The organism is Pseudomonas sp. TE3728, assembly GCF_056279145.1.
Genome location: NZ_JBWBQT010000001.1, coordinates 755,314 through 772,702 on the forward strand (window position 1 = coordinate 755,314; position 17,389 = coordinate 772,702).

Annotated in this window: 24 protein-coding genes; 20 read left to right on the plus strand and 4 right to left on the minus strand. The window is 57.4% G+C overall.

From position 1 onward, the window contains the following. Window positions 1-228 precede the first annotated feature (228 nt). Together ACZ89R_RS02880 and ACZ89R_RS02885 are read left to right on the plus strand one after the other, a co-directional pair. Window positions 229-417, plus strand: a complete 189-nt coding sequence (locus tag ACZ89R_RS02880; protein ID WP_007900038.1) for a hypothetical protein — start codon at window positions 229-231, stop codon at window positions 415-417. Between the two features lie 139 nt (window positions 418-556). After that, on the plus strand, window positions 557-838 hold the full coding sequence (locus ACZ89R_RS02885; RefSeq protein WP_192344603.1) for a hypothetical protein: 282 nt from the start codon (window positions 557-559) through the stop codon (window positions 836-838). A 23-nt stretch (window positions 839-861) separates the two neighbouring features. Here the strand turns inward: ACZ89R_RS02885 and ACZ89R_RS02890 are convergent, their stop codons facing one another. Beyond that, entirely contained in the window at window positions 862-1,092 is a 231-nt protein-coding gene (locus ACZ89R_RS02890; protein ID WP_007935641.1) for a hypothetical protein, read from the minus strand. Between the two features lie 72 nt (window positions 1,093-1,164). Continuing rightward, a complete protein-coding gene (locus tag ACZ89R_RS02895) occupies window positions 1,165-1,521 on the minus strand; it encodes a hypothetical protein (protein WP_123494758.1) in 357 nt (118 codons plus the stop codon). Between the two features lie 212 nt (window positions 1,522-1,733). Here ACZ89R_RS02895 and ACZ89R_RS02900 point away from each other — a divergent pair, with 212 nt between their 5' ends. The 5 genes from ACZ89R_RS02900 (at window position 1,734) to ada (ending at window position 4,903) form a co-directional block, all read left to right on the plus strand. Next, window positions 1,734-2,036, plus strand: coding sequence for a DUF1883 domain-containing protein (locus ACZ89R_RS02900; RefSeq protein ID WP_007900033.1), 303 nt, complete (start codon window positions 1,734-1,736; stop codon window positions 2,034-2,036). 28 nt (window positions 2,037-2,064) lie between these two features. After that, window positions 2,065-2,235 (plus strand): hypothetical protein, encoded by a 171-nt coding sequence (locus ACZ89R_RS02905; protein WP_162130638.1) that lies wholly within the window; start codon window positions 2,065-2,067, stop codon window positions 2,233-2,235. Between the two features lie 126 nt (window positions 2,236-2,361). After that, on the plus strand, window positions 2,362-3,072 hold the full coding sequence (locus tag ACZ89R_RS02910) for a 2OG-Fe(II) oxygenase (RefSeq protein ID WP_429546778.1): 711 nt from the start codon (window positions 2,362-2,364) through the stop codon (window positions 3,070-3,072). Continuing rightward, a complete protein-coding gene (alkB, locus tag ACZ89R_RS02915) occupies window positions 3,062-3,742 on the plus strand; it encodes a DNA oxidative demethylase AlkB (RefSeq protein WP_429546777.1) in 681 nt (226 codons plus the stop codon). Before ACZ89R_RS02910 ends, alkB begins: the two co-directional genes overlap by 11 nt. An 87-nt stretch (window positions 3,743-3,829) precedes the next feature. Next, window positions 3,830-4,903 carry a bifunctional DNA-binding transcriptional regulator/O6-methylguanine-DNA methyltransferase Ada gene (gene ada, locus ACZ89R_RS02920; RefSeq protein ID WP_429546776.1) on the plus strand — a complete coding sequence of 358 codons (1,074 nt, stop codon included), beginning with the start codon at window positions 3,830-3,832 and terminating at the stop codon, window positions 4,901-4,903. Here the strand turns inward: ada and ACZ89R_RS02925 are convergent. Continuing rightward, window positions 4,867-5,355: a GyrI-like domain-containing protein gene (locus tag ACZ89R_RS02925; protein WP_429546775.1), complete on the minus strand. Its 489-nt coding sequence runs from the start codon at window positions 5,353-5,355 to the stop codon at window positions 4,867-4,869. The two genes, ada and ACZ89R_RS02925, sit on opposite strands and share 37 nt — an antisense overlap. Before the next feature lie 53 nt (window positions 5,356-5,408). Continuing rightward, the gene (gene acuI, locus ACZ89R_RS02930) at window positions 5,409-6,392 is read right to left on the minus strand and encodes an acrylyl-CoA reductase (NADPH) (protein ID WP_429546774.1); all 984 of its coding nucleotides are present in this window, start codon (window positions 6,390-6,392) and stop codon (window positions 5,409-5,411) included. A gap of 160 nt (window positions 6,393-6,552) precedes the next feature. Between acuI and ACZ89R_RS02935 the strand changes: the two genes are divergently transcribed. The 13 genes from ACZ89R_RS02935 (at window position 6,553) to ACZ89R_RS02995 (ending at window position 17,186) form a co-directional block, all read left to right on the plus strand. Beyond that, window positions 6,553-7,617, plus strand: coding sequence for an NAD(P)H-dependent flavin oxidoreductase (locus tag ACZ89R_RS02935; protein WP_429546773.1), 1,065 nt, complete (start codon window positions 6,553-6,555; stop codon window positions 7,615-7,617). Window positions 7,618-7,846: 229 nt separating this feature from the next. Beyond that, window positions 7,847-8,605, plus strand: coding sequence for a molybdate ABC transporter substrate-binding protein (modA, locus tag ACZ89R_RS02940; protein WP_429546772.1), 759 nt, complete (start codon window positions 7,847-7,849; stop codon window positions 8,603-8,605). After that, a complete protein-coding gene (modB, locus tag ACZ89R_RS02945) occupies window positions 8,606-9,286 on the plus strand; it encodes a molybdate ABC transporter permease subunit (RefSeq protein ID WP_429546771.1) in 681 nt (226 codons plus the stop codon). Window positions 9,287-9,289: 3 nt separating this feature from the next. Continuing rightward, window positions 9,290-10,369 (plus strand): molybdenum ABC transporter ATP-binding protein, encoded by a 1,080-nt coding sequence (modC, locus tag ACZ89R_RS02950; RefSeq protein WP_429546770.1) that lies wholly within the window; start codon window positions 9,290-9,292, stop codon window positions 10,367-10,369. Window positions 10,370-10,444: 75 nt separating this feature from the next. Next, window positions 10,445-11,482: a DNA topoisomerase IB gene (locus ACZ89R_RS02955; RefSeq protein ID WP_429546769.1), complete on the plus strand. Its 1,038-nt coding sequence runs from the start codon at window positions 10,445-10,447 to the stop codon at window positions 11,480-11,482. Window positions 11,483-11,551: 69 nt separating this feature from the next. Beyond that, entirely contained in the window at window positions 11,552-11,809 is a 258-nt protein-coding gene (locus ACZ89R_RS02960; protein WP_007900018.1) for a hypothetical protein, read from the plus strand. A 130-nt stretch (window positions 11,810-11,939) separates the two neighbouring features. Beyond that, entirely contained in the window at window positions 11,940-12,170 is a 231-nt protein-coding gene (locus ACZ89R_RS02965; protein ID WP_008012835.1) for a hypothetical protein, read from the plus strand. Window positions 12,171-12,482: 312 nt separating this feature from the next. Continuing rightward, on the plus strand, window positions 12,483-12,767 hold the full coding sequence (locus ACZ89R_RS02970) for a hypothetical protein (protein WP_008012834.1): 285 nt from the start codon (window positions 12,483-12,485) through the stop codon (window positions 12,765-12,767). A 46-nt stretch (window positions 12,768-12,813) separates the two neighbouring features. After that, window positions 12,814-13,239: a hypothetical protein gene (locus ACZ89R_RS02975; RefSeq protein ID WP_123494769.1), complete on the plus strand. Its 426-nt coding sequence runs from the start codon at window positions 12,814-12,816 to the stop codon at window positions 13,237-13,239. Window positions 13,240-14,244: 1,005 nt separating this feature from the next. Then, window positions 14,245-14,520 carry a hypothetical protein gene (locus ACZ89R_RS02980; protein ID WP_429546768.1) on the plus strand — a complete coding sequence of 92 codons (276 nt, stop codon included), beginning with the start codon at window positions 14,245-14,247 and terminating at the stop codon, window positions 14,518-14,520. Continuing rightward, the gene (locus tag ACZ89R_RS02985; protein WP_429546767.1) at window positions 14,520-14,792 is read left to right on the plus strand and encodes a hypothetical protein; all 273 of its coding nucleotides are present in this window, start codon (window positions 14,520-14,522) and stop codon (window positions 14,790-14,792) included. Before ACZ89R_RS02980 ends, ACZ89R_RS02985 begins: the two co-directional genes overlap by 1 nt. A gap of 477 nt (window positions 14,793-15,269) precedes the next feature. Further along, window positions 15,270-15,980: a hypothetical protein gene (locus ACZ89R_RS02990; RefSeq protein WP_429546766.1), complete on the plus strand. Its 711-nt coding sequence runs from the start codon at window positions 15,270-15,272 to the stop codon at window positions 15,978-15,980. 180 nt (window positions 15,981-16,160) lie between these two features. Beyond that, window positions 16,161-17,186: a restriction endonuclease gene (locus tag ACZ89R_RS02995; RefSeq protein ID WP_429546765.1), complete on the plus strand. Its 1,026-nt coding sequence runs from the start codon at window positions 16,161-16,163 to the stop codon at window positions 17,184-17,186. The last annotated feature ends 203 nt before the right edge of the window (window positions 17,187-17,389 follow it).

Below are 17,389 nucleotides of genomic sequence, written 5' to 3' on the forward strand. Positions count from 1 at the left end.
GGCGGGCACCTTACAATGCCCTGCACTGGCTAACCGATGCCATCATAGAGAAATATTCTGATGGATAGTTCCGCAGATACATTGCACAACCTCTTATAGATAGCAGAGATCGGCAGATCTGCGCGGCCATCATCCGAAAGACAATCCGCCCTACCCTACACCATAGGCACCCGTTGAGGGCATTTGGCGCTATCATTGTGCGATTGAACCAGCCAACGAGGCAGATAGATGTCGGCAGCAAAAAGTGTTAATGGGTACCTGATCAACCAGGCGAAAGACGGCCAGTGGTGGGTAGACAGCGTCGGCGGCGAAAACATTGCCGGGCCGTTCCCTACAGAAGCGTTGGCGATTGAAGTGGCATCGGTGTTGCAGGATCAACCCGCAGGCCCCAAGCGGCGCGGCAAGGACAAGCCTTGAGCTGAACCTGACACGACGTAGCCCTGCCTTTGCGCAGGGCTTTTTTGTGATTGTCCGCAACGAAGTGGCCATTCGCTATAACCTTTCGATGCAGCCGCTGTCACAGCTTTTAGCCACCATCACTGACGACCACCACGACATGAATAAATTTTTGCCACTGATTGCAGTTCTGGCCCTGAGCGGCTGCGCCACGTCCGAAACGACTTACCTGAAAAATGGCGAACAAGGCCTGAGTATCGACTGCTCCGGGAAAGCCAACGACTGGGCCACCTGCTACGAAAAAGCCGATGCCTCTTGCGCTGGCACCGGTTATCGGATTGTCGGTACCGACGGCACACCTTCGCCCCAGGAAAGCGACAAGACCCTGGGCGCGGACATCGGCAACTACAAGAACCGCAGTGTGGTAGTGGTCTGCAAGTAGGGCTCCAATGGGCTCCCCCTGCCCTACATATGAATTTCGGCGAATTTGATCCCGAGCCCGCGCACGGTCTCGATCAAATCGTCGAGACGACTGAAAGACTCGACTTCATCGTTGTCATCCACCAGGAAAAAACTGCGCCCGGCGCTTTTCTTGAAAAACACGATCCACTCCCCCGGATTCGCCGGGTTCTGAATCACGTGGGTGGCAGAGATATGACCCTCTGCATGGCGCTCCCGCACCTGCTCTCGCTTCATGCTCAACTCCAGAAATGACAATGCCGTCAAAGCGCGACTTTGGCGGCATCGATGCTGACTGGGGGTAGTTTATCAGCCGGATATGCATGCGGTGGCGGCATTGCGTACATCCCATGGGCGCAATGGCACATTGGAGATGCGCTCATGCAGCTTGATGCTGCTGCCGCCAGAGCGGTCTTCAATTTCAAATACGGCGGCCGGCCCCGACGAGAACTTTTGCGGCACGATAACTCGCACGCCTTCCTTGTGCGGTTCGACTTGCAGGGCTCCACGGCTATCGGCGAGCTTTTCGACCAGGCATTGGGCGTACTCATGGGGATTCTTGCCTGATATCACGCTCATGGTGGGCAGTGTCTCATTGATGTCCGAGACACTCGCACATCCACCCACTGCCAACGCCAACGGCCCGACCAGAACTCCCCACTTCATACAGAACCTCCGATAAAGACCTTCCGACAGCACAAATGCTGGTTTTCTCCGAGGCTCACTGCGTTTATCGCTCATAGAATTCCGTATAACTGTTTTTAATTGTCAAAGCGCACCTCGAGAGCCGGATAATAACCTGTTCGGGCTGATAAACTGCGCCAATCGCCCATGCTATCGTTTTGATTTTGTAGAAAAAGCCCTTCTGGAGGCGCCTCATGAAATTTATCCACCAGCGCGAGCACCTCAACGAAGACGACATCGTCGTCATCCAGTGCTCCCAAATGTGCAACATCCGCTTGATGAACGACGCCAACTTCCGCAGTTTCAAGAATGGCGGCCGTCATACTTACCACGGCGGCGCATTCGACACCTTCCCGGCCCGCATCACAGCGCCAAGCACCGGTTTCTGGAACATCACCATCGACACGGTCAATCGCCGGCCGATCAGCGTGACCCGCAAACCGACCCTGACGCACTCGATCAAGATTATCCGCCGCTCCAGCTCGAAACTGAGCTGAGCCCACACCAAAACAGGCAGGTATGACCGTGGCCCAGACGACCAAGTACGTCATCAAATACAAACTCAATGGCGAGCGCCGCTTCGAATTCGCCCAGCTGGAAAATGGCACGGAAGCAGAAGCCAAGGCTGCACTCGACGTCATTCATGGTCAGACTGAAGATGTCATCAGCGAGATCAGCGTGAGCAAAGCGCTGTAAAGCGATCTGGAGCGACAACATGGACGTCTGCTCCCCTTTCGAATTCGACCGCAAGCGCCGGAGTGCCCACTCCCGCCACGCTCACTAAACTGGCCGCCTCGACCTTTTGGTCAAGGAGTCAGAACCTTGTTTACCGACCCGATTCATAACGATGCCCTCGACTGGATCACGCTTGCGCAGCAACTCGATCAGGATGGCTGCGCGCTAATCCGGTCGTTTTTAGGCCATCAGACCTGCGATGAAATAAGCGCCCTGTACGACCGGCCCGAGCCCTTTCGCTCCAAAGTGGTGATGGCTCGCCACGGTTTTGGCCGGGGCGAGTACAAGTACTTCAAGTACCCGTTGCCGGATCCGGTGGCCCGGTTGCGTAGCGCGCTCTACCCTCGACTGGTTCCAATCGCCAATCGCTGGTACGAATCGATGGATCTGCCGACCCGTTTCCCCGAATCCCACGAAGCATTTTTGCAGCGCTGTCATGCTGCGGGTCAGGAACGCCCGACACCTTTGTTGCTGCAATATGGGCCGCAGGACTACAACTGTTTGCATCAGGATCTGTACGGCGAACACGTCTTTCCGCTGCAAGTGGCGATTCTTCTGTCAGAACCGGGGGAAAACTTTACCGGCGGTGAGTTTGTGCTGACTGAACAACGTCCGAGGATGCAGTCGCGCCCGCAAGTCATCGGTCTGAAGAAAGGCGACGCGTTGATTTTTGCCGTGAATCAGCGTCCGGTAAAAGGTGTTCGCGGCTATTACCGAGTAACCATGCGTCATGGCGTGAGTCGCCTGCACAGTGGAAAACGGCATACCCTTGGAATCATCTTTCACGATGCGTTATGACCCCATGAGCCCGATCACTTTTGATCTGTTTGCCGATACAGAACCCGAGCAGCCGTCCAGGCGCGAGCAGATTGGCGAACAATCCTTCGTTCTTAGAGGCTTCGCCCTGCCTTGGCTCGACCGGTTGCTGCCGGCACTAGAGGCGGTTCTGGCAGCAGCCCCTTTTCGGCAGATGGTCACGCCCGGCGGCTTTACCATGTCAGTGGCGTTGAGCAGTTGCGGCACCTGGGGCTGGACGACCGACCGCAGCGGCTACAAATACACCCGTAACAATCCGCAGACCGGCGCGCCATGGCCTGAAATGCCTGAGGTGTTTTTCGAGCTGGCGCAAGCGACGGCGCGAGAGGCAGGCTTTATGGATTTCGTACCGGATTCCTGCCTGATCAACCGCTATATTCCCGGTGCCAGGATGTCGTTGCATCAGGACAAAAACGAAGGCTCCTACGCGGCACCCATTGTGTCGGTGTCCTTGGGGTTGCCGGCGACGTTCCTGTTCGGTGGCTTCGAACGCAGCGCCAAAAGCCAACGCGTGCCGCTGTTGCATGGCGATATTGTGGTCTGGGGCGGCGTCGACCGTTTGCGTTATCACGGCGTATTGCCGATCAAGGAGGGTTATCACCCTCAGTTGGGCGAACAACGGATCAACTTCACCTTCCGTACCGCGGGATGAAACCGTTGAATTCGACCGCAAGACCCGGAGTGTGGCGTCTCTGCCGGCTGGTTAATCTGCATGAAACGGGTCAACGGACATGAAGCCATGACAACTCATTCGAAAAATATCGCCACCGAAAACGATCCTCGCTGGGCTGCTGTGGTCGCACGCGATCCCCGCGCCGACGGGCAGTTTGTGTATGCAGTGAAAACCACCGGCATCTACTGCCGCCCCAGCAGCCTGGCGCGTTTGCCGAAACCGCAGAATGTCGAATTCTTCGACACCGCCGAGCAAGCTCAGGCAGCGGGTTATCGCCCCAGCAAACGGGCTGCGAAAGATCAAAGCGATGTCGCCGCACAACACGCCACGACCGTGGCCGCCGCATGCCGCCACATCGAATCCGCCGAGACGTTACCGGCGCTGAATGAACTGGCGGACGCAGCCGGCCTGAGCAGTTTCCACTTCCATCGCGTGTTCAAGGCCATCACCGGCCTGACGCCCAAGGGCTACGCCACGGCCCATCGTTCACGCAAGGTTCGCGAGCGCCTGACGGACGGCGGCACGGTCACCGACGCGCTGTATGACGCCGGATTCAACTCCAACAGCCGTTTCTATGAGGCCGCCGATCAAGTGCTGGGCATGAAACCTGGCGATTACCGTGCGGCCGGGCAGAACAACGACATTCGTTTTGCCGTCGGCCAGTGTTCTCTGGGAGCGATTCTGGTGGCGCAAAGTGAACGCGGCGTCTGCGCGATTCTTTTGGGGGACGACCCGCATCAATTGGTCTGTGACCTGCAGGACAAGTTTCGGCGCGCCAACCTGATTGGCGCCGATCATGAGTTCGAGCAGTTGATCGCCAAAGTGGTGGGTTTTATCGAAGCCCCGGCCCTCGGCCTGGACTTGCCGCTGGATGTACGCGGCACGGCGTTTCAGGAACGGGTGTGGCAAGCGCTGCGGGAGATTCCCGCCGGCAGCACCGCCAGTTACGCCGATATCGCTCAGCGCATCGGCGCCCCCAAGGCCGTACGCGCCGTGGCCCAGGCCTGCGGCGCGAACAGCCTGGCGGTGGCAATCCCTTGCCATCGCGTGGTGCGCAGCGACGGCAACCTGTCGGGCTATCGCTGGGGTGTGGAGCGCAAGCGTCAGTTGCTGGAACGCGAAAACGTGGCTGAGTCCTGAATGCCGATATAGACCGCCACGGTCTCCGGACCGGTGTAGACCTCGAAGTCCGTGGCGAACTTGCGGCGAACCTGCGGGTTATCCTCGAAGTAGGCCCAGACCAGGCCCCACGTCTGGATGACGCTGTCGGGCATCGGCCCTTTGGCGCTGAACACCAGGTAATCGCCACCCTCAACCTGAATCTGCGCAAAGTCCTCGGAGGGCGCGGTAACCGCCGCACCCGCGGTTACATCGAAGTGGCCTGAAGCATCGGATTCGTAGTTGGAATAGACGCCGTACATAAACGAGTCCGGCTGTTTGTGGGCGATCTTGTCGAAAACGTCCTCAACGAAAAACTGTTCCCACATAGGGCCGATACGCGCGGTATCTGGCTGCTGTTCTGCGGCATTGAGAGTTCGCACCTGCAACCCAGAGACGCTAAAGGGCAGCACTTCACGCAGCTTTACATCCATTGTCGCTATTTCCTTGTTTCTACAATTTGTCTGTTTGATTGGCACCGAGACGATCAACGATTGACGTCAACCACCACCCGACCGCGCAATTGGCCGGCGAGCAAGCGCGGCGCCGCGTCGATGGCTTCACTCAAGCCGATTTCGTGACTGATCAGCGGCAGCAAGGTGAAATCCAGATCCTTGGCCAGGCGATTCCAGGCCAGTATCCGCTTGGCTTTGGGTTGGGTCACACTGTTGATGCCGGCCAGGGTCACACCGCGCAAAATGAACGGCGCGACGGAGGCTGGAAAGTCCATGCCTTGTGCCAGACCGCAGGCAGCGACCGTGCCGTTGGCCCGAGTGCTGGCGCAAGCGTTGGCCAGCGTGTGGCTACCGACCGAGTCGATCACCGCCGCCCAACGCTCCTTGGCCAACGGTTTGCCCGGCTCCGACAACGTGGCGCGATCGATGATTTCGCTGGCGCCCAATTGCTTGAGATAGTCGTGCTCGGAGGTACGACCGGTGGATGCCACCACGCGATAGCCGAGCTTGCTCAGCAGCGCGATGGCGAAACTGCCTACGCCACCGTTGGCGCCTGTCACCAGCACTTCGCCTTGATCGGGGTTCACGCCGTTGTGCTCCAGCGCCAGGATGCTCAGCATCGCCGTATAGCCGGCCGTGCCAATGGCCATCGCTTGCGCGGCGGTGAAGGCTTTGGGCAACGGGATCAGCCAGTCGCCATTCAGGCGAGCTTTCTGCGCCAATCCACCCCAGTGTCCTTCGCCCACACCCCAGCCGTTAAGCAGGACTTGATCACCGACCTTGTAGTCCGGATGAGCGCTGACTTCGACAGTGCCCGCCAGATCGATCCCCGGTACCATCGGGAATTTTCGCACCACCGGGCTGCTGCCCGTGATCGCCAGGCCATCCTTGAAGTTCAGCGTGCTGTACGCCACGCGCACGGTCACATCGCCTTCAGGCAATTGATCATCACTGATCTCTTGCAGCGTGGCCCGGTAACCGTTGTCGTCCTTGTCGATCAAAATACCTTTGAACATCACTGCCTCCCGATGGAATCGCTCAGTTGTCGTGCTGTTGAAATAACACATGAAAACACATCGCCGCAGCCGACTTTAAGCCAATCCTCAAACTCGACTGGCCTTGCGTCAGTCATTACTGATACAAATTCGCTTCTACCGACGTCGGAGAACACTGCACATGAGTCAATGGCCAGACACCCGCATTCTTGACCTGCTCGGGATCGAACTGCCAATCATCCAGGGCCCCTTGGCCGGCGCGACGACGTCGGCCATGGTGATTGCGGTGAGCAACGCTGGCGGCCTGGGCTCGATGCCCGCGGCAATGCTGAGCATCGAGCAATTGCGCGAGGAGCTGAAAACGATTCGCCAACACACCCGGCGCCCGCTCAACGTCAATTTCTTTTGCCATCAACCTCCGCCACCCGATGAGCAACGCGCCCGGGACTGGAAGAATCTGCTGGAACCGTATTACCGGGAATTGGGTGTCGACTTCAACGCGCCGACGCCAGTGTCCAATCGCGCACCGTTCGATCATGCGGCCTGCGAAGTGATCGAAGAATTTCGTCCTGAAGTGGTGAGTTTTCACTTCGGCCTGCCGGAAAAGTCCCTGCTGGATCGGGTAAAAGCTACCGGGGCGAAAATTCTCTCTTCGGCGACTACCGTCGAAGAGGCCATCTGGCTGGAACAGCATGGTTGCGACGCGATCATCGCCATGGGTTACGAGGCCGGCGGTCACCGGGGGATGTTCCTCAGTGATGACCTGAGCAGCCAGGTAGGGACCTTTGCCCTGGTGCCACAAATCGTCGATGCGGTGAGCGTGCCGGTAATTGCGGCGGGCGGGATTGGAGATGCACGGGGCGTGGCGGCGGCTTTTCTGCTGGGCGCTTCGGCGGTCCAGGTGGGTACGGCTTATTTGTTCACGCCGGAGGCCAAGGTCAGCGCGTCTCACCACAAGGCGTTGCGCACGGCCAAGGAAAGCGAGACGGCGGTGACCAACATTTTCACCGGGCGCCCGGCGCGCGGGATTCTCAATCGGGTGATGCGAGAACTGGGGCCCATGTGTGACAAAGCGCCGGCCTTCCCATTGGCGGGCGGTGCGCTGATGCCGTTGCGGGCCAAAGGGGAAGCGGACTTCAGCAATCTTTGGGCTGGGCAGGCGTTTACGTTGGGGGTTGAAATGACTTCGGCAGAGCTGACCCGGCGGTTGGCGGATGAGGCGTTGGCCAAATTGACTCACCGCTAGACGCAAAACCTGTGGGAGCGGGCTTGCCTGTGGCGAGGGAGCTTGCTCCCGTTCGGCTGCGAAGCAGTCGTGAAGCTTTTGGGGCCGCTTCGCGACCCAGCGGGAGCAAGCTCCCTCGCCACAAATCCGGTGCCAAACCTCCACTCTGCATCCGACAAGTTCCGTTTACAGGCAATTCGCTATATATTCTGCTATATAGCGTTTCACTCGCCTGCCACGGAGCCGCTCCATGATCATTTGTGCCTCACGTATTGCCCCCGCGTGCCTGCTCACCGTGTTCACTTTCGGGTCTGCCCAGGCGGATGAAGTCCAAGTCGCCGTCGCTGCCAACTTCACCGCGCCGATCCAGGCCATCGAGGCCGATTTCGAGAAAGACACCGGGCACAAACTGGTCACCTCCTTTGGTGCAACCGGCCAGTTCTATACCCAGATCAAGAACGGCGCGCCGTTCGAAGTGTTCCTCTCGGCAGACGACACCACCCCGAAAAAACTTGAAGCCGAAGGCGACACGGTCAAAGGCTCGCGCTTCACCTACGCCATCGGCACCCTGGCGCTGTGGTCGGCCAAGGACGGTTATGTCGACGCCAAGGGCAAGGTGCTGAGCGACAATCAATATCAGCATCTGTCCATCGCCAACCCGAAAGCCGCCCCGTATGGCCTGGCTGCCACTCAAGTGCTGGCCAGGCAGGGCCTGACCGACAAGGTCAAAGACAAGATCGTCGAAGGCCAAAACATCACTCAGGCGTACCAGTTCGTCTCCACCGGCAACGCCGAACTCGGTTTTGTGGCCTTGTCGCAGATCTACAAAGACGGCAAAGTCACCAGCGGTTCGGCCTGGATCGTTCCGGCCGATCTGCATGACCCGATCAAACAAGACGCGGTAATCCTCAATAAGGGCAAGGACAACCCGGCCGCCAAGGCGCTGGTTGACTACCTCAAAGGTCCGAAAGCCGCTGCTGTCATCAAATCCTACGGTTACCAACTCTAAATGACGCTATCGAGTGCCGATTATTCAGCTATCTGGCTGACCCTGAAACTGGCGTCCCTGACGACCGTGATCCTGTTGGTCATCGGCACTCCGATTGCGTTATGGCTGTCGCGCACCCGCTCCTGGCTGCGCGGCCCGATCGGGGCGATCGTCGCCCTGCCCTTGGTGCTGCCGCCCACGGTGATCGGCTTTTATTTGTTGCTGGCGCTCGGCCCTAACGGGTGGGTCGGCCACTTCACCCAATCGCTGGGGCTCGGCACGCTGACCTTCAGTTTTGCGGGGTTGGTGATCGGCTCGGTGCTGTACTCGATGCCGTTCGTGGTCCAGCCGCTGCAAAATGCTTTTTCTGCCATTGGCACTCGCCCATTGGAAGTGGCTGCAACCTTGCGCGCCAATCCCTGGGACACGTTCTTCAGCGTGATTGTGCCGCTGGCCCGCCCCGGTTTCATCACCGCGGCCATTCTCGGTTTTGCCCATACCGTCGGCGAGTTCGGCGTTGTACTGATGATCGGTGGCAACATTCCCGACAAAACCCGCGTGGTCTCGGTGCAGATCTACGATCACGTCGAAGCCATGGAATACGCCCAGGCTCATTGGCTGGCCGGGGCGATGCTGGTGTTCTCGTTTGCAGTATTGCTGGCGCTCTACTCCAGTCGTAAAACCAAAGCGGTCTGGAGCTGATCGATGATTCATGCGCGCTTGGAACTGAATTATTCGGGCTTCTCCCTGGATGTGGACCTGCAACTGCCCGGCCGCGGAGTGACCGCGCTTTACGGCCATTCCGGCTCGGGAAAAACCACCTGCCTGCGCTGCATCGCCGGTCTGGAACGGGCCGAGCAGGGTTTTATTCAGGTCAACGATGAGGTCTGGGAAGACAGCGACAAAGGGATATTCGTACCACCGCATAAACGCGCCCTGGGTTACGTTTTCCAGGAAGCCAGCCTGTTTCCACATTTGTCGGTGCGGGGCAATCTTGAGTTCGGCCTCAAGCGCATCCCTCGCCAACAGCGCCGGGTCGACATGGCCCATGCCACTGAGTTACTGGGGATCGGCCATTTGCTGGACCGTGATCCGCAGAACCTTTCTGGCGGGGAGCGCCAGCGGATCGGCATCGCTCGCGCCCTGCTCACCAGCCCGAAACTACTGCTGATGGACGAACCGCTGGCGGCACTCGATACCCAGCGTAAGAACGAAATCCTGCCGTATCTGCAACGGCTGCACGATGAGCTAGACATCCCCGTGCTGTACGTCAGCCACTCCCAGGATGAAGTCGCGCGGCTCGCCGACCACCTCGTTCTGCTCAGCAACGGCAAGGCTTTGGCCAGCGGCGCCATCGGCGAAACCCTGGCCCGGCTCGATCTGCCGCTGGCGCTGGGCGACGATGCCGGCGTGGTGATCGAAGGGCATGTCAGCGCCTATGACGCTGACTATCAGTTGTTGACCTTGCAGTTGCCCAACACGGACCTGAGCATTCGGGTCACCCATTCACCGATGGCCGAGGGCCAGGCACTGCGCTGCAAGGTCCAGGCGCGGGATGTCAGCCTGAGCCTGCAAGGCGTCGAGCAAAGCAGCATTCTCAATCGCCTGCCGGTCACGGTGATCAGTGAAATCGGTGCCGATAACGCCGCTCACGTACTGATCCGCCTGAACGCGGCCGGCACACCGCTACTGGCGCGAATCACCCGCTATTCCCGGGATCAGTTGAGCCTGCACCCCGGACAGCAACTCTGGGCGCAAATCAAAGCGGTGGCGGTGCTGGCCTGAATCCGTCGGCACCCCGACGATGGCGCGCGGTCAACGGCTTAACGCCCCATGATTCGTCGCCCAGGATTGCCCGCCATGCCAGATACCGCGTTGCCCGATGTTCTGCCGCCCGACCTGCATTACGTCGATGACAGCCAGCCCGGCATCACCCGCAAACTCCTGCGCGGCAAGTTTTGCTACTTCGACCCGTCGGGGCAACGCATTACCGATCCGGATGAAATCAAACGCATCAATGCACTCGCGGTGCCGCCCGCCTACACCGACGTGTGGATTTGCCCCGACCCGCGCGGCCATCTGCAAGCCACCGGCCGTGACGCTCGCGGTCGCAAGCAATACCGTTATCACCCGCGCTGGCGAGAAGTGCGCGATGCCGACAAATACTCGCGCTTGCGGGACTTCGGCCTGGCCCTGCCGAAACTGCGCAAACAACTGGAGGCGCTGCTGGCGGCCCCCGGCTTCAGCCGCGACAAGGTCATGGCCACTGTGATTACCTTGCTCGATGCGACGCTGATCCGGGTCGGTAACACGCAGTACGCCCGGGACAACCGCTCATATGGCCTGACGACCCTGCGCAACCGGCATGTCGAGGTCAACGGCAGCGCGATTGTGTTCCAGTTTCGCGGCAAGAGCGGCATCGAGCACCAGATCACCGTAAAAGACCGGCGCCTGGCGCGGATCATCAAGCGCTGCCTGGAAATCCCCGGGCAAAACCTCTTTCAGTATCTGGACGAAAACGGCGAGCGGCACACCATCAGTTCCTCCGACGTCAACGCCTACTTGCAGACGCTGACCGGCGCCGATTTCACCGCCAAGGACTACCGCACTTGGGCCGGCAGTGCATTGGCATTGGCGGTGCTGCGCGAGTTGCAGTGGGAATCGGAAGCCGACGCGAAGCGGCATGTGGTGGAAATGGTCAAGAACGTCGCCCGGCAGTTGGGCAACACTCCGGCGGTTTGCCGCAAGTGCTACATCCATCCGGCGGTCGTCGATGGTTTCATGCAGGGCGCATTATCCAAACTGCCGCGATCAAGAGGACGTAAAAGGTTGAGGGCAGAAGAAGTCGCGTTGGCTGTGCTTCTGGAGAAGCTTATCGAGACGGCTGAAACACCCTAAGACCTCTTCGAGGCGAACTAAACCGACGAACTGACCTGTCCTTTTTTTGCGTGATTGCAAAGGGCTTCTATGCTTGATCTGAATACGAATAGCTTCGGTGACGCCATGGAAGACATTTTCGTTGTGAAACGCTGCAACAAGATCATCATTCATGGCCGCCGGGCCGGAGAACCCGATCACCCGCCACCCGATGCTGCCGTCTGGTATCGCATTACCGATACCCGCACTCGCGGCTTCATCGGTGACGGCTTTGATCTTGAAGAGGACGCCGCGCGCGAATGTCGGCGGCTTAACGCGGTCAGCTCGCCGAAGTCCCGGCAGGCCTGAAGCTGGCCTGTTTTATTTCCGGGTCTATACTTAGAGGTGCTGAAGGATCAGCGACCCATCGGCAGAAAGCTCGCTCCCCGCGGGCTTTTTGTTGCCCTTTACCCGATTTCTTTGAACGGAGGTGTATGTCATGTCCGAGAAAGAGTCCATCACCACCCTGCTTACCCTGCTTGACTCCCGTCAGGCGCGCCTTGCCGCTGCCTGCAAGGAAATCGCCGACTGGGTTGATAATCAAGGGGGGCATCCGACAGCCCTCAGGATTCGCGATCGTCTGAATGACATCGAGAAAGACACGCCGCAGATTCGCAGCGCGCTGTCTTCACTCAAACCTGTAGAGCCGCCGCTGCCTCGGTTCAGATGAGTCGACCCCAGTACTTGAGCCATGCACAAAGCCCCCTTCAGGGCACCTGAACGGTGACAATCGTCACCAGGCTTATACCTGCCTGCCCATCATGCGCTACACACCCACCCGGCCAAATTTGCCGGGATTTTTTTTGTTTGTGTCTTTTCCCATTTCACACGGCCTTCACAACTCATCCCCTACAGTGCATCCACTCCTTTCAAGAAATCCCCCTGGCCCGCCCGCATGCGGGCCTTTTTTTTGCCTGTTGTATAGCGAACGAACGCCCTCGCCCGTCTGTCGAACGATTACACATCACGAAGGAGATACCCCATGGTCACTCACTTCAAAGTCGGCGGGCACCTGGCCTGCGGACACAAAGGCAGCAACCTGACGTCAAGCAGCATACTGACCCGGGTGAAATGCCGAAGCTGCCGAAACACCGATGCGTTCAAAGAAGCACGCAAAGCCGAACGCAACGCTGCCCGTCGCGCCGCACGCAAGGCCAAAGCAACCCACACCGCCAATGACTGGCGCGCAGCCTGGACCCAGCGGCTGATCGAAATGCCCGGTTTGCAAAGATTACCGCGTGGTTTTACCGGCCAGCCATTTGTGTAGCTGACTCCCTGACCCTCCATGGGGCGCTAGATGAGAGAAAATACCGATGAACAGACTTCTTCTGCTTCTGATCGTCTGCCTGTGCCCCGGGCTGGCGATGGCACAAGGGTGCGACGTCAAAACCCGATCCCAAAGCCCTTCGGTCCCCGTGATCGAAACACACTCCTGCTATGAATACGAAGGCATGCCTGTGGACTCTATTGACTGGTCCTGCAGCAATGAGAGCAAGGAAATGCTGACCAACACCAAGAAAAAAGTCGCACAGTGCGGCGATCACTATCGGGCCACCTGCCTGGGCACTTTGACTGCAGAGGCGCTGGCCAACCCTCAGTCGATAAGCAAGGACAAGAACAGCAAACCACTGAACATTCCCGACAATGCCCAGGTCATCACGTATTACTACAGCATCGAGAACCTGCCGCAGGCCAAGATCGATTGCGAAACCGGTGGTGGGAAATGGACGCAGAAGTAGCTGTTTTATGAGCTGAAGGTACTCAGGGTCGATACAGGCGAGATAGCGAGCATCGCGGCTGAATTTCTTAAGTGATGGGTGTTAACGATAGGCCTGTCAAAAATTGAGAGGCAGAAACGACAAAGGCCTGCATGAGAAACCTCATGCAGGCCTTTGATAAATATGGTGCCGAAGCCGGGGTCGAACATACCACCTAAAGACCGCTAAATTGATGGACTTCTCTACTCTTAAGTTCGTCATGTATACCTAAACGTATACCTAAAACGGGAAGTACCCTCGTCTTCTCTGCCTCCAGCCAGTCACCTATCGTGCCGACGCCCTCCCCCCGGTTTCGCAGTCGCCGGGGGCGCTTGTGATCTTCATCGCTCTCCCCGTTTAGGGATGGTAGTTAGGAATGCAAATTTTGAAGAGATGGAAAATAGTTTGGGTGCGGGGGCTGATACTGCGAACGCTCATACTTTTGACGCAGCACCTCCCGGCAATCCCTCATGCTCGCCCAAGACGGCGATTTGCCAAAAAAACTACGAATTTATGGTTGAAACGGACAGGGACCGGTCTTTGAGGCGAAAGCTCCAGACTTTTGACCTCCCCCTCCCTAATGGCTTTATGGAGCAGTACCAACTGTCTAGGTTACGTTGCCTGGTGGCGAGTTACGGAGCAGCGACCAATCCGCCACGCCCTGCTGTATATGGCCCTGCGCCGGACCTCGAATTACCTGCATAGAGGCGATTTCCATCCGTGGTCAGCGCCTGCTTTGGTGATTGGCCGAGAACGCCCCATAGCGGACACTCGTCGATGATCGTTCGGGAAGGCATTTTGGATCGACCAGATGCTATCGCTGGTGGTCCGCCCTGCAAGGTCAAGGCACCGCCGAAAGAGAGCTGGAAGGATAAATTGGGGATAATGGTTAATCGCGGCGGGCGAAAGTCGCATTTGGCGTCATTGTGGCCTCCCGCTCGTCGATAAAGTCGACTACGCTCTGCTGATTTCGACGAGGATATGCAGTTGAGTGACGTAAAAGGGCTGCTGACGCCCGCCAGCCACTTGGCGGCGCACATTTTTGTTGGTACTACGATCTTTTGCATTGTGGCCATTGCAGCATTCGGATTGCAGAAACTTGTGCATTTACTGGAGTCTAACGGTACAGATGCTACCATCATCACTGTGCTTACGATTGTTGAGCATTTAACGTTTTACGTTGACATGTTCTGCTATGTGGTGATGTTGTTAGGCGCAGCGTTTGTCTTTGTGCGGGAGATCGCACGAGAGGTAGGTAAATAATGACAACGTTAAAGCAAGAGTTCGTCAACGCGGCCAAAGAGACCCCGCGGATGTTTTTTGCTCCGTTGATCGGAGCTGCCCGTGCCATTGCGCGGGAATTCGAAGTCTTGGGTAAGAAGGCCACCAAGAAGGCCGAGATGGAAGGCGAATATAGAATCGTCGTGGTTAATAGAAGCTCGATGCGGCGCATGCGCAATGCGGCTAAACGCGTTAAACACGAATCCGCGGTGAGGGCCCAAGACACCCAAGAGCCGCAACAGACCAAGTGCTGATTTCCTCACCCTATTGACCTCCCTGACATCGACAGGGAGGGGCTGTTCCAACCCGCCGTATCCGCCGCTACCCCCCTGTTTCCGCTGCCCGCCCCAACCGCAGCCAGTGCGTGCTCGCCCGTGACAATGGGCAATCCAACTACATCGAGCAGGCCGACAAGTTTGACGGCCTCCACACCACACCGGCGAAAAGTAGTGGGACGAGAAGGCTAAGTCGAAGCTGGAGGGCCAGGGCCGTGCGAGCACATTTTAGTAAAGCTACGCATGGCTTTCAAAGTGACCGCTTTTGGCAGATTGCCGCCTTTCGCGAAGGGGAGTTTTCGATCCGAAGCTGCCGGTGACGCCAGGCAGAAACCGGCCAAGAGCTGCAGGTGGGCAGAGCGATGGCCAATGAATAGCTATGCTTGGTCTGATGTCGGAATTGATCGAGCAGAATGGTACGATTTCTGTCTATGGTGGCTCAAGGGAGATACTTTTATGAATCAGGACGAAATCCTCGCTAAGCAGTACCTTAACTCGCTTGGCTACAAGAATGTAGTTCACGAGCCTGATGGAAAAGTTCCACCTGACTTCCTTATCAACGGAAGTATCGCTGTCGAAGTACGCCGCCTTAATCAAAACCACGTCATTAAGTCGGGGAAAAAGCAAGGCTTAGAGGAATTGTCCATTCCGATCTGGCAAGGCATAGAAAAACTCTTGGATACGATCGGCTCCACTCCACCTCAGGAGTCATGGTTTGTCCGTTTGAAAATTAGTCGCCCTTTGCAGCCATGGGGAAGGCTTGCACCGAAAATTCGGCGCGCTCTTGAGGAATTCCTTCGGGAGCCAGAGTGTCTTCCGCGAAAGATTCAGGTCACACCTACCGTGCAAATTGACCTCAAGCGAGCGGGCCAGCTCTTTCCTTCAACATTTCGGCTGGGCTCTGTAATTGACCTTGATGCTGGCGGATTTGTCTTGTCCGAGCTCTACCGTAACTTGGTAATCGTGATCACTGAGAAAGAAGAAAAGATCGCGCCTTATCGCCAAAAGTACAAAGTATGGTGGCTTGTTCTTCTGGATTATATTAGCCATGGGCTAAGTGATGAAGAAAAGAAGGAGTTCCGAACCTTTCCACTCCTCAATCATCGTTGGGGCAAAGTAATCCTGACCAATCCGACTGAGCCGAGTAATGCGTACGAGGTGAACTAGTCCTTCTGCCGTCACTGACTCCACCCGGTGTGCTGACCATCACTTGCGTCCGACTTGACCAGTAGGCGGCAGAGATGCAGCCAGATAACGACCCAAAGCGGCCTTTAGAGCGTAATTCATGGCGTAGCGCATGGCCATGTTACTCTCCGGCATCAAACACTCAGGATGGATGAGGCGGCAATGGCTGTGAGTTTCTCCCCAGGCGGACTTCCTGAAACATTGTCTTATCTCGCTGGCTACAAGTCTGGACTGGCGCTATCCACTATTGAGATTTGCGATCACCTTGGCGGGTCGCTAGCAGACCTGGTTATTCGCTCAGATACCTGTGGGGTTCGCTTACGCTCGGAAGAATACGAGCAGATTTACTACCGGCTGCTCTACCGAATCGGCTACACAGAGGTCGAATACACAGGTGATCACTCGGGCATTTGGATGTACCACAAGTACAAGAATCACCCGGAACTGTTCGCTACTCACAAAGCAATGCTCGCACTCCATCACAAGGAAATCGGTGGACGGATCATGGCGGCGGCAGCTGACCCAAATCTGCCAAGGCTTATTGATCCGGAACCATTTCTCACACGCTGCAAGGCTGAACTGGGTGGCAAAGGCCTAGTTATGGCTTATGAATATCTGCAATGGGGCTGCCTTGTCCAGCGTGTCTATCCATGGGGGAGCGTTCGGACTACCGAATGGGTGAGCCCGATAGCTTTAGCCCATCTGTTCTCGGCTTCGGACCAGCAGCCAGAAAAGGGTCGGTTCATCGACCAGCGGTACATCGATTACTTATCGAGCAATGCCGACCGGCTACCTGAGATGCATTGGCGTAAGTTTGAGGAGCTGACTGCCGAGTTCTTCGAGCGGGAAGGGTTTCGGGTCGACCTGGGCCCTGGCAGCAACGACGACGGTGTCGACGTGCGCGTATGGAGGCCCAGTACCAAGGAAGGCAGCGCAAAGCCGCTCTATCTGGTGCAGTGCAAGCGCCAGAAGGCGAAGGTCGAGAAGGTGGTCATCAAGGGGCTCAGCGCGGACGTGCAGTACGAAGGAGCAGAGTATGGGGTGATCGTCACCACGTCCACCCTTAGCTCTGGCGCGCTTTCTACGATCTCAGCGCGGGGTTATCCAATTCAGGTTGTGGAGCGTGATGCCGTTAAGACGTGGCTGGAACTGTTGCGCACGCCAGGTACGGGAATAATCCGCTATTAATCCCATTTCTACCCATAGCTGACACTCATCAAGGAAAGTAATTGGCAAAAGCAACCAGTCTGAAGATTCCGGAAATCGAGGGCGATCCACTGGCCCCATTTGGGCGACTCAGAGTACGCTGTAGGTTCTTCATCTTGGGTTCGGAGTACGATGCCGCCAGAGTTTTCAATTCACCTCGACTTCACTGATGTATCCACCAGAGA

Excerpts from the sequence above, each read along its gene's own strand:
- ACZ89R_RS02880 (WP_007900038.1), top strand. The coding sequence starts at position 229 with ATGTCGGCAGCAAAAAGTGTTAATGGGTACCTGATCAACCAGGCGAAA.
- ACZ89R_RS02885 (WP_192344603.1), top strand. The coding sequence starts at position 557 with ATGAATAAATTTTTGCCACTGATTGCAGTTCTGGCCCTGAGCGGCTGC.
- ACZ89R_RS02890 (WP_007935641.1), bottom strand. The coding sequence starts at position 1,092 with ATGAAGCGAGAGCAGGTGCGGGAGCGCCATGCAGAGGGTCATATCTCT.
- ACZ89R_RS02895 (WP_123494758.1), bottom strand. The coding sequence starts at position 1,521 with ATGAAGTGGGGAGTTCTGGTCGGGCCGTTGGCGTTGGCAGTGGGTGGA.
- ACZ89R_RS02900 (WP_007900033.1), top strand. The coding sequence starts at position 1,734 with ATGAAATTTATCCACCAGCGCGAGCACCTCAACGAAGACGACATCGTC.
- alkB (WP_429546777.1), top strand. The coding sequence starts at position 3,062 with ATGCGTTATGACCCCATGAGCCCGATCACTTTTGATCTGTTTGCCGAT.
- ada (WP_429546776.1), top strand. The coding sequence starts at position 3,830 with ATGACAACTCATTCGAAAAATATCGCCACCGAAAACGATCCTCGCTGG.
- ACZ89R_RS02925 (WP_429546775.1), bottom strand. The coding sequence starts at position 5,355 with ATGGATGTAAAGCTGCGTGAAGTGCTGCCCTTTAGCGTCTCTGGGTTG.
- acuI (WP_429546774.1), bottom strand. The coding sequence starts at position 6,392 with ATGTTCAAAGGTATTTTGATCGACAAGGACGACAACGGTTACCGGGCC.
- ACZ89R_RS02935 (WP_429546773.1), top strand. The coding sequence starts at position 6,553 with ATGAGTCAATGGCCAGACACCCGCATTCTTGACCTGCTCGGGATCGAA.
- modA (WP_429546772.1), top strand. The coding sequence starts at position 7,847 with ATGATCATTTGTGCCTCACGTATTGCCCCCGCGTGCCTGCTCACCGTG.
- modB (WP_429546771.1), top strand. The coding sequence starts at position 8,606 with ATGACGCTATCGAGTGCCGATTATTCAGCTATCTGGCTGACCCTGAAA.
- modC (WP_429546770.1), top strand. The coding sequence starts at position 9,290 with ATGATTCATGCGCGCTTGGAACTGAATTATTCGGGCTTCTCCCTGGAT.
- ACZ89R_RS02955 (WP_429546769.1), top strand. The coding sequence starts at position 10,445 with ATGCCAGATACCGCGTTGCCCGATGTTCTGCCGCCCGACCTGCATTAC.
- ACZ89R_RS02960 (WP_007900018.1), top strand. The coding sequence starts at position 11,552 with ATGCTTGATCTGAATACGAATAGCTTCGGTGACGCCATGGAAGACATT.
- ACZ89R_RS02965 (WP_008012835.1), top strand. The coding sequence starts at position 11,940 with ATGTCCGAGAAAGAGTCCATCACCACCCTGCTTACCCTGCTTGACTCC.
- ACZ89R_RS02970 (WP_008012834.1), top strand. The coding sequence starts at position 12,483 with ATGGTCACTCACTTCAAAGTCGGCGGGCACCTGGCCTGCGGACACAAA.
- ACZ89R_RS02975 (WP_123494769.1), top strand. The coding sequence starts at position 12,814 with ATGAACAGACTTCTTCTGCTTCTGATCGTCTGCCTGTGCCCCGGGCTG.
- ACZ89R_RS02985 (WP_429546767.1), top strand. The coding sequence starts at position 14,520 with ATGACAACGTTAAAGCAAGAGTTCGTCAACGCGGCCAAAGAGACCCCG.
- ACZ89R_RS02990 (WP_429546766.1), top strand. The coding sequence starts at position 15,270 with ATGAATCAGGACGAAATCCTCGCTAAGCAGTACCTTAACTCGCTTGGC.
- ACZ89R_RS02995 (WP_429546765.1), top strand. The coding sequence starts at position 16,161 with ATGGCTGTGAGTTTCTCCCCAGGCGGACTTCCTGAAACATTGTCTTAT.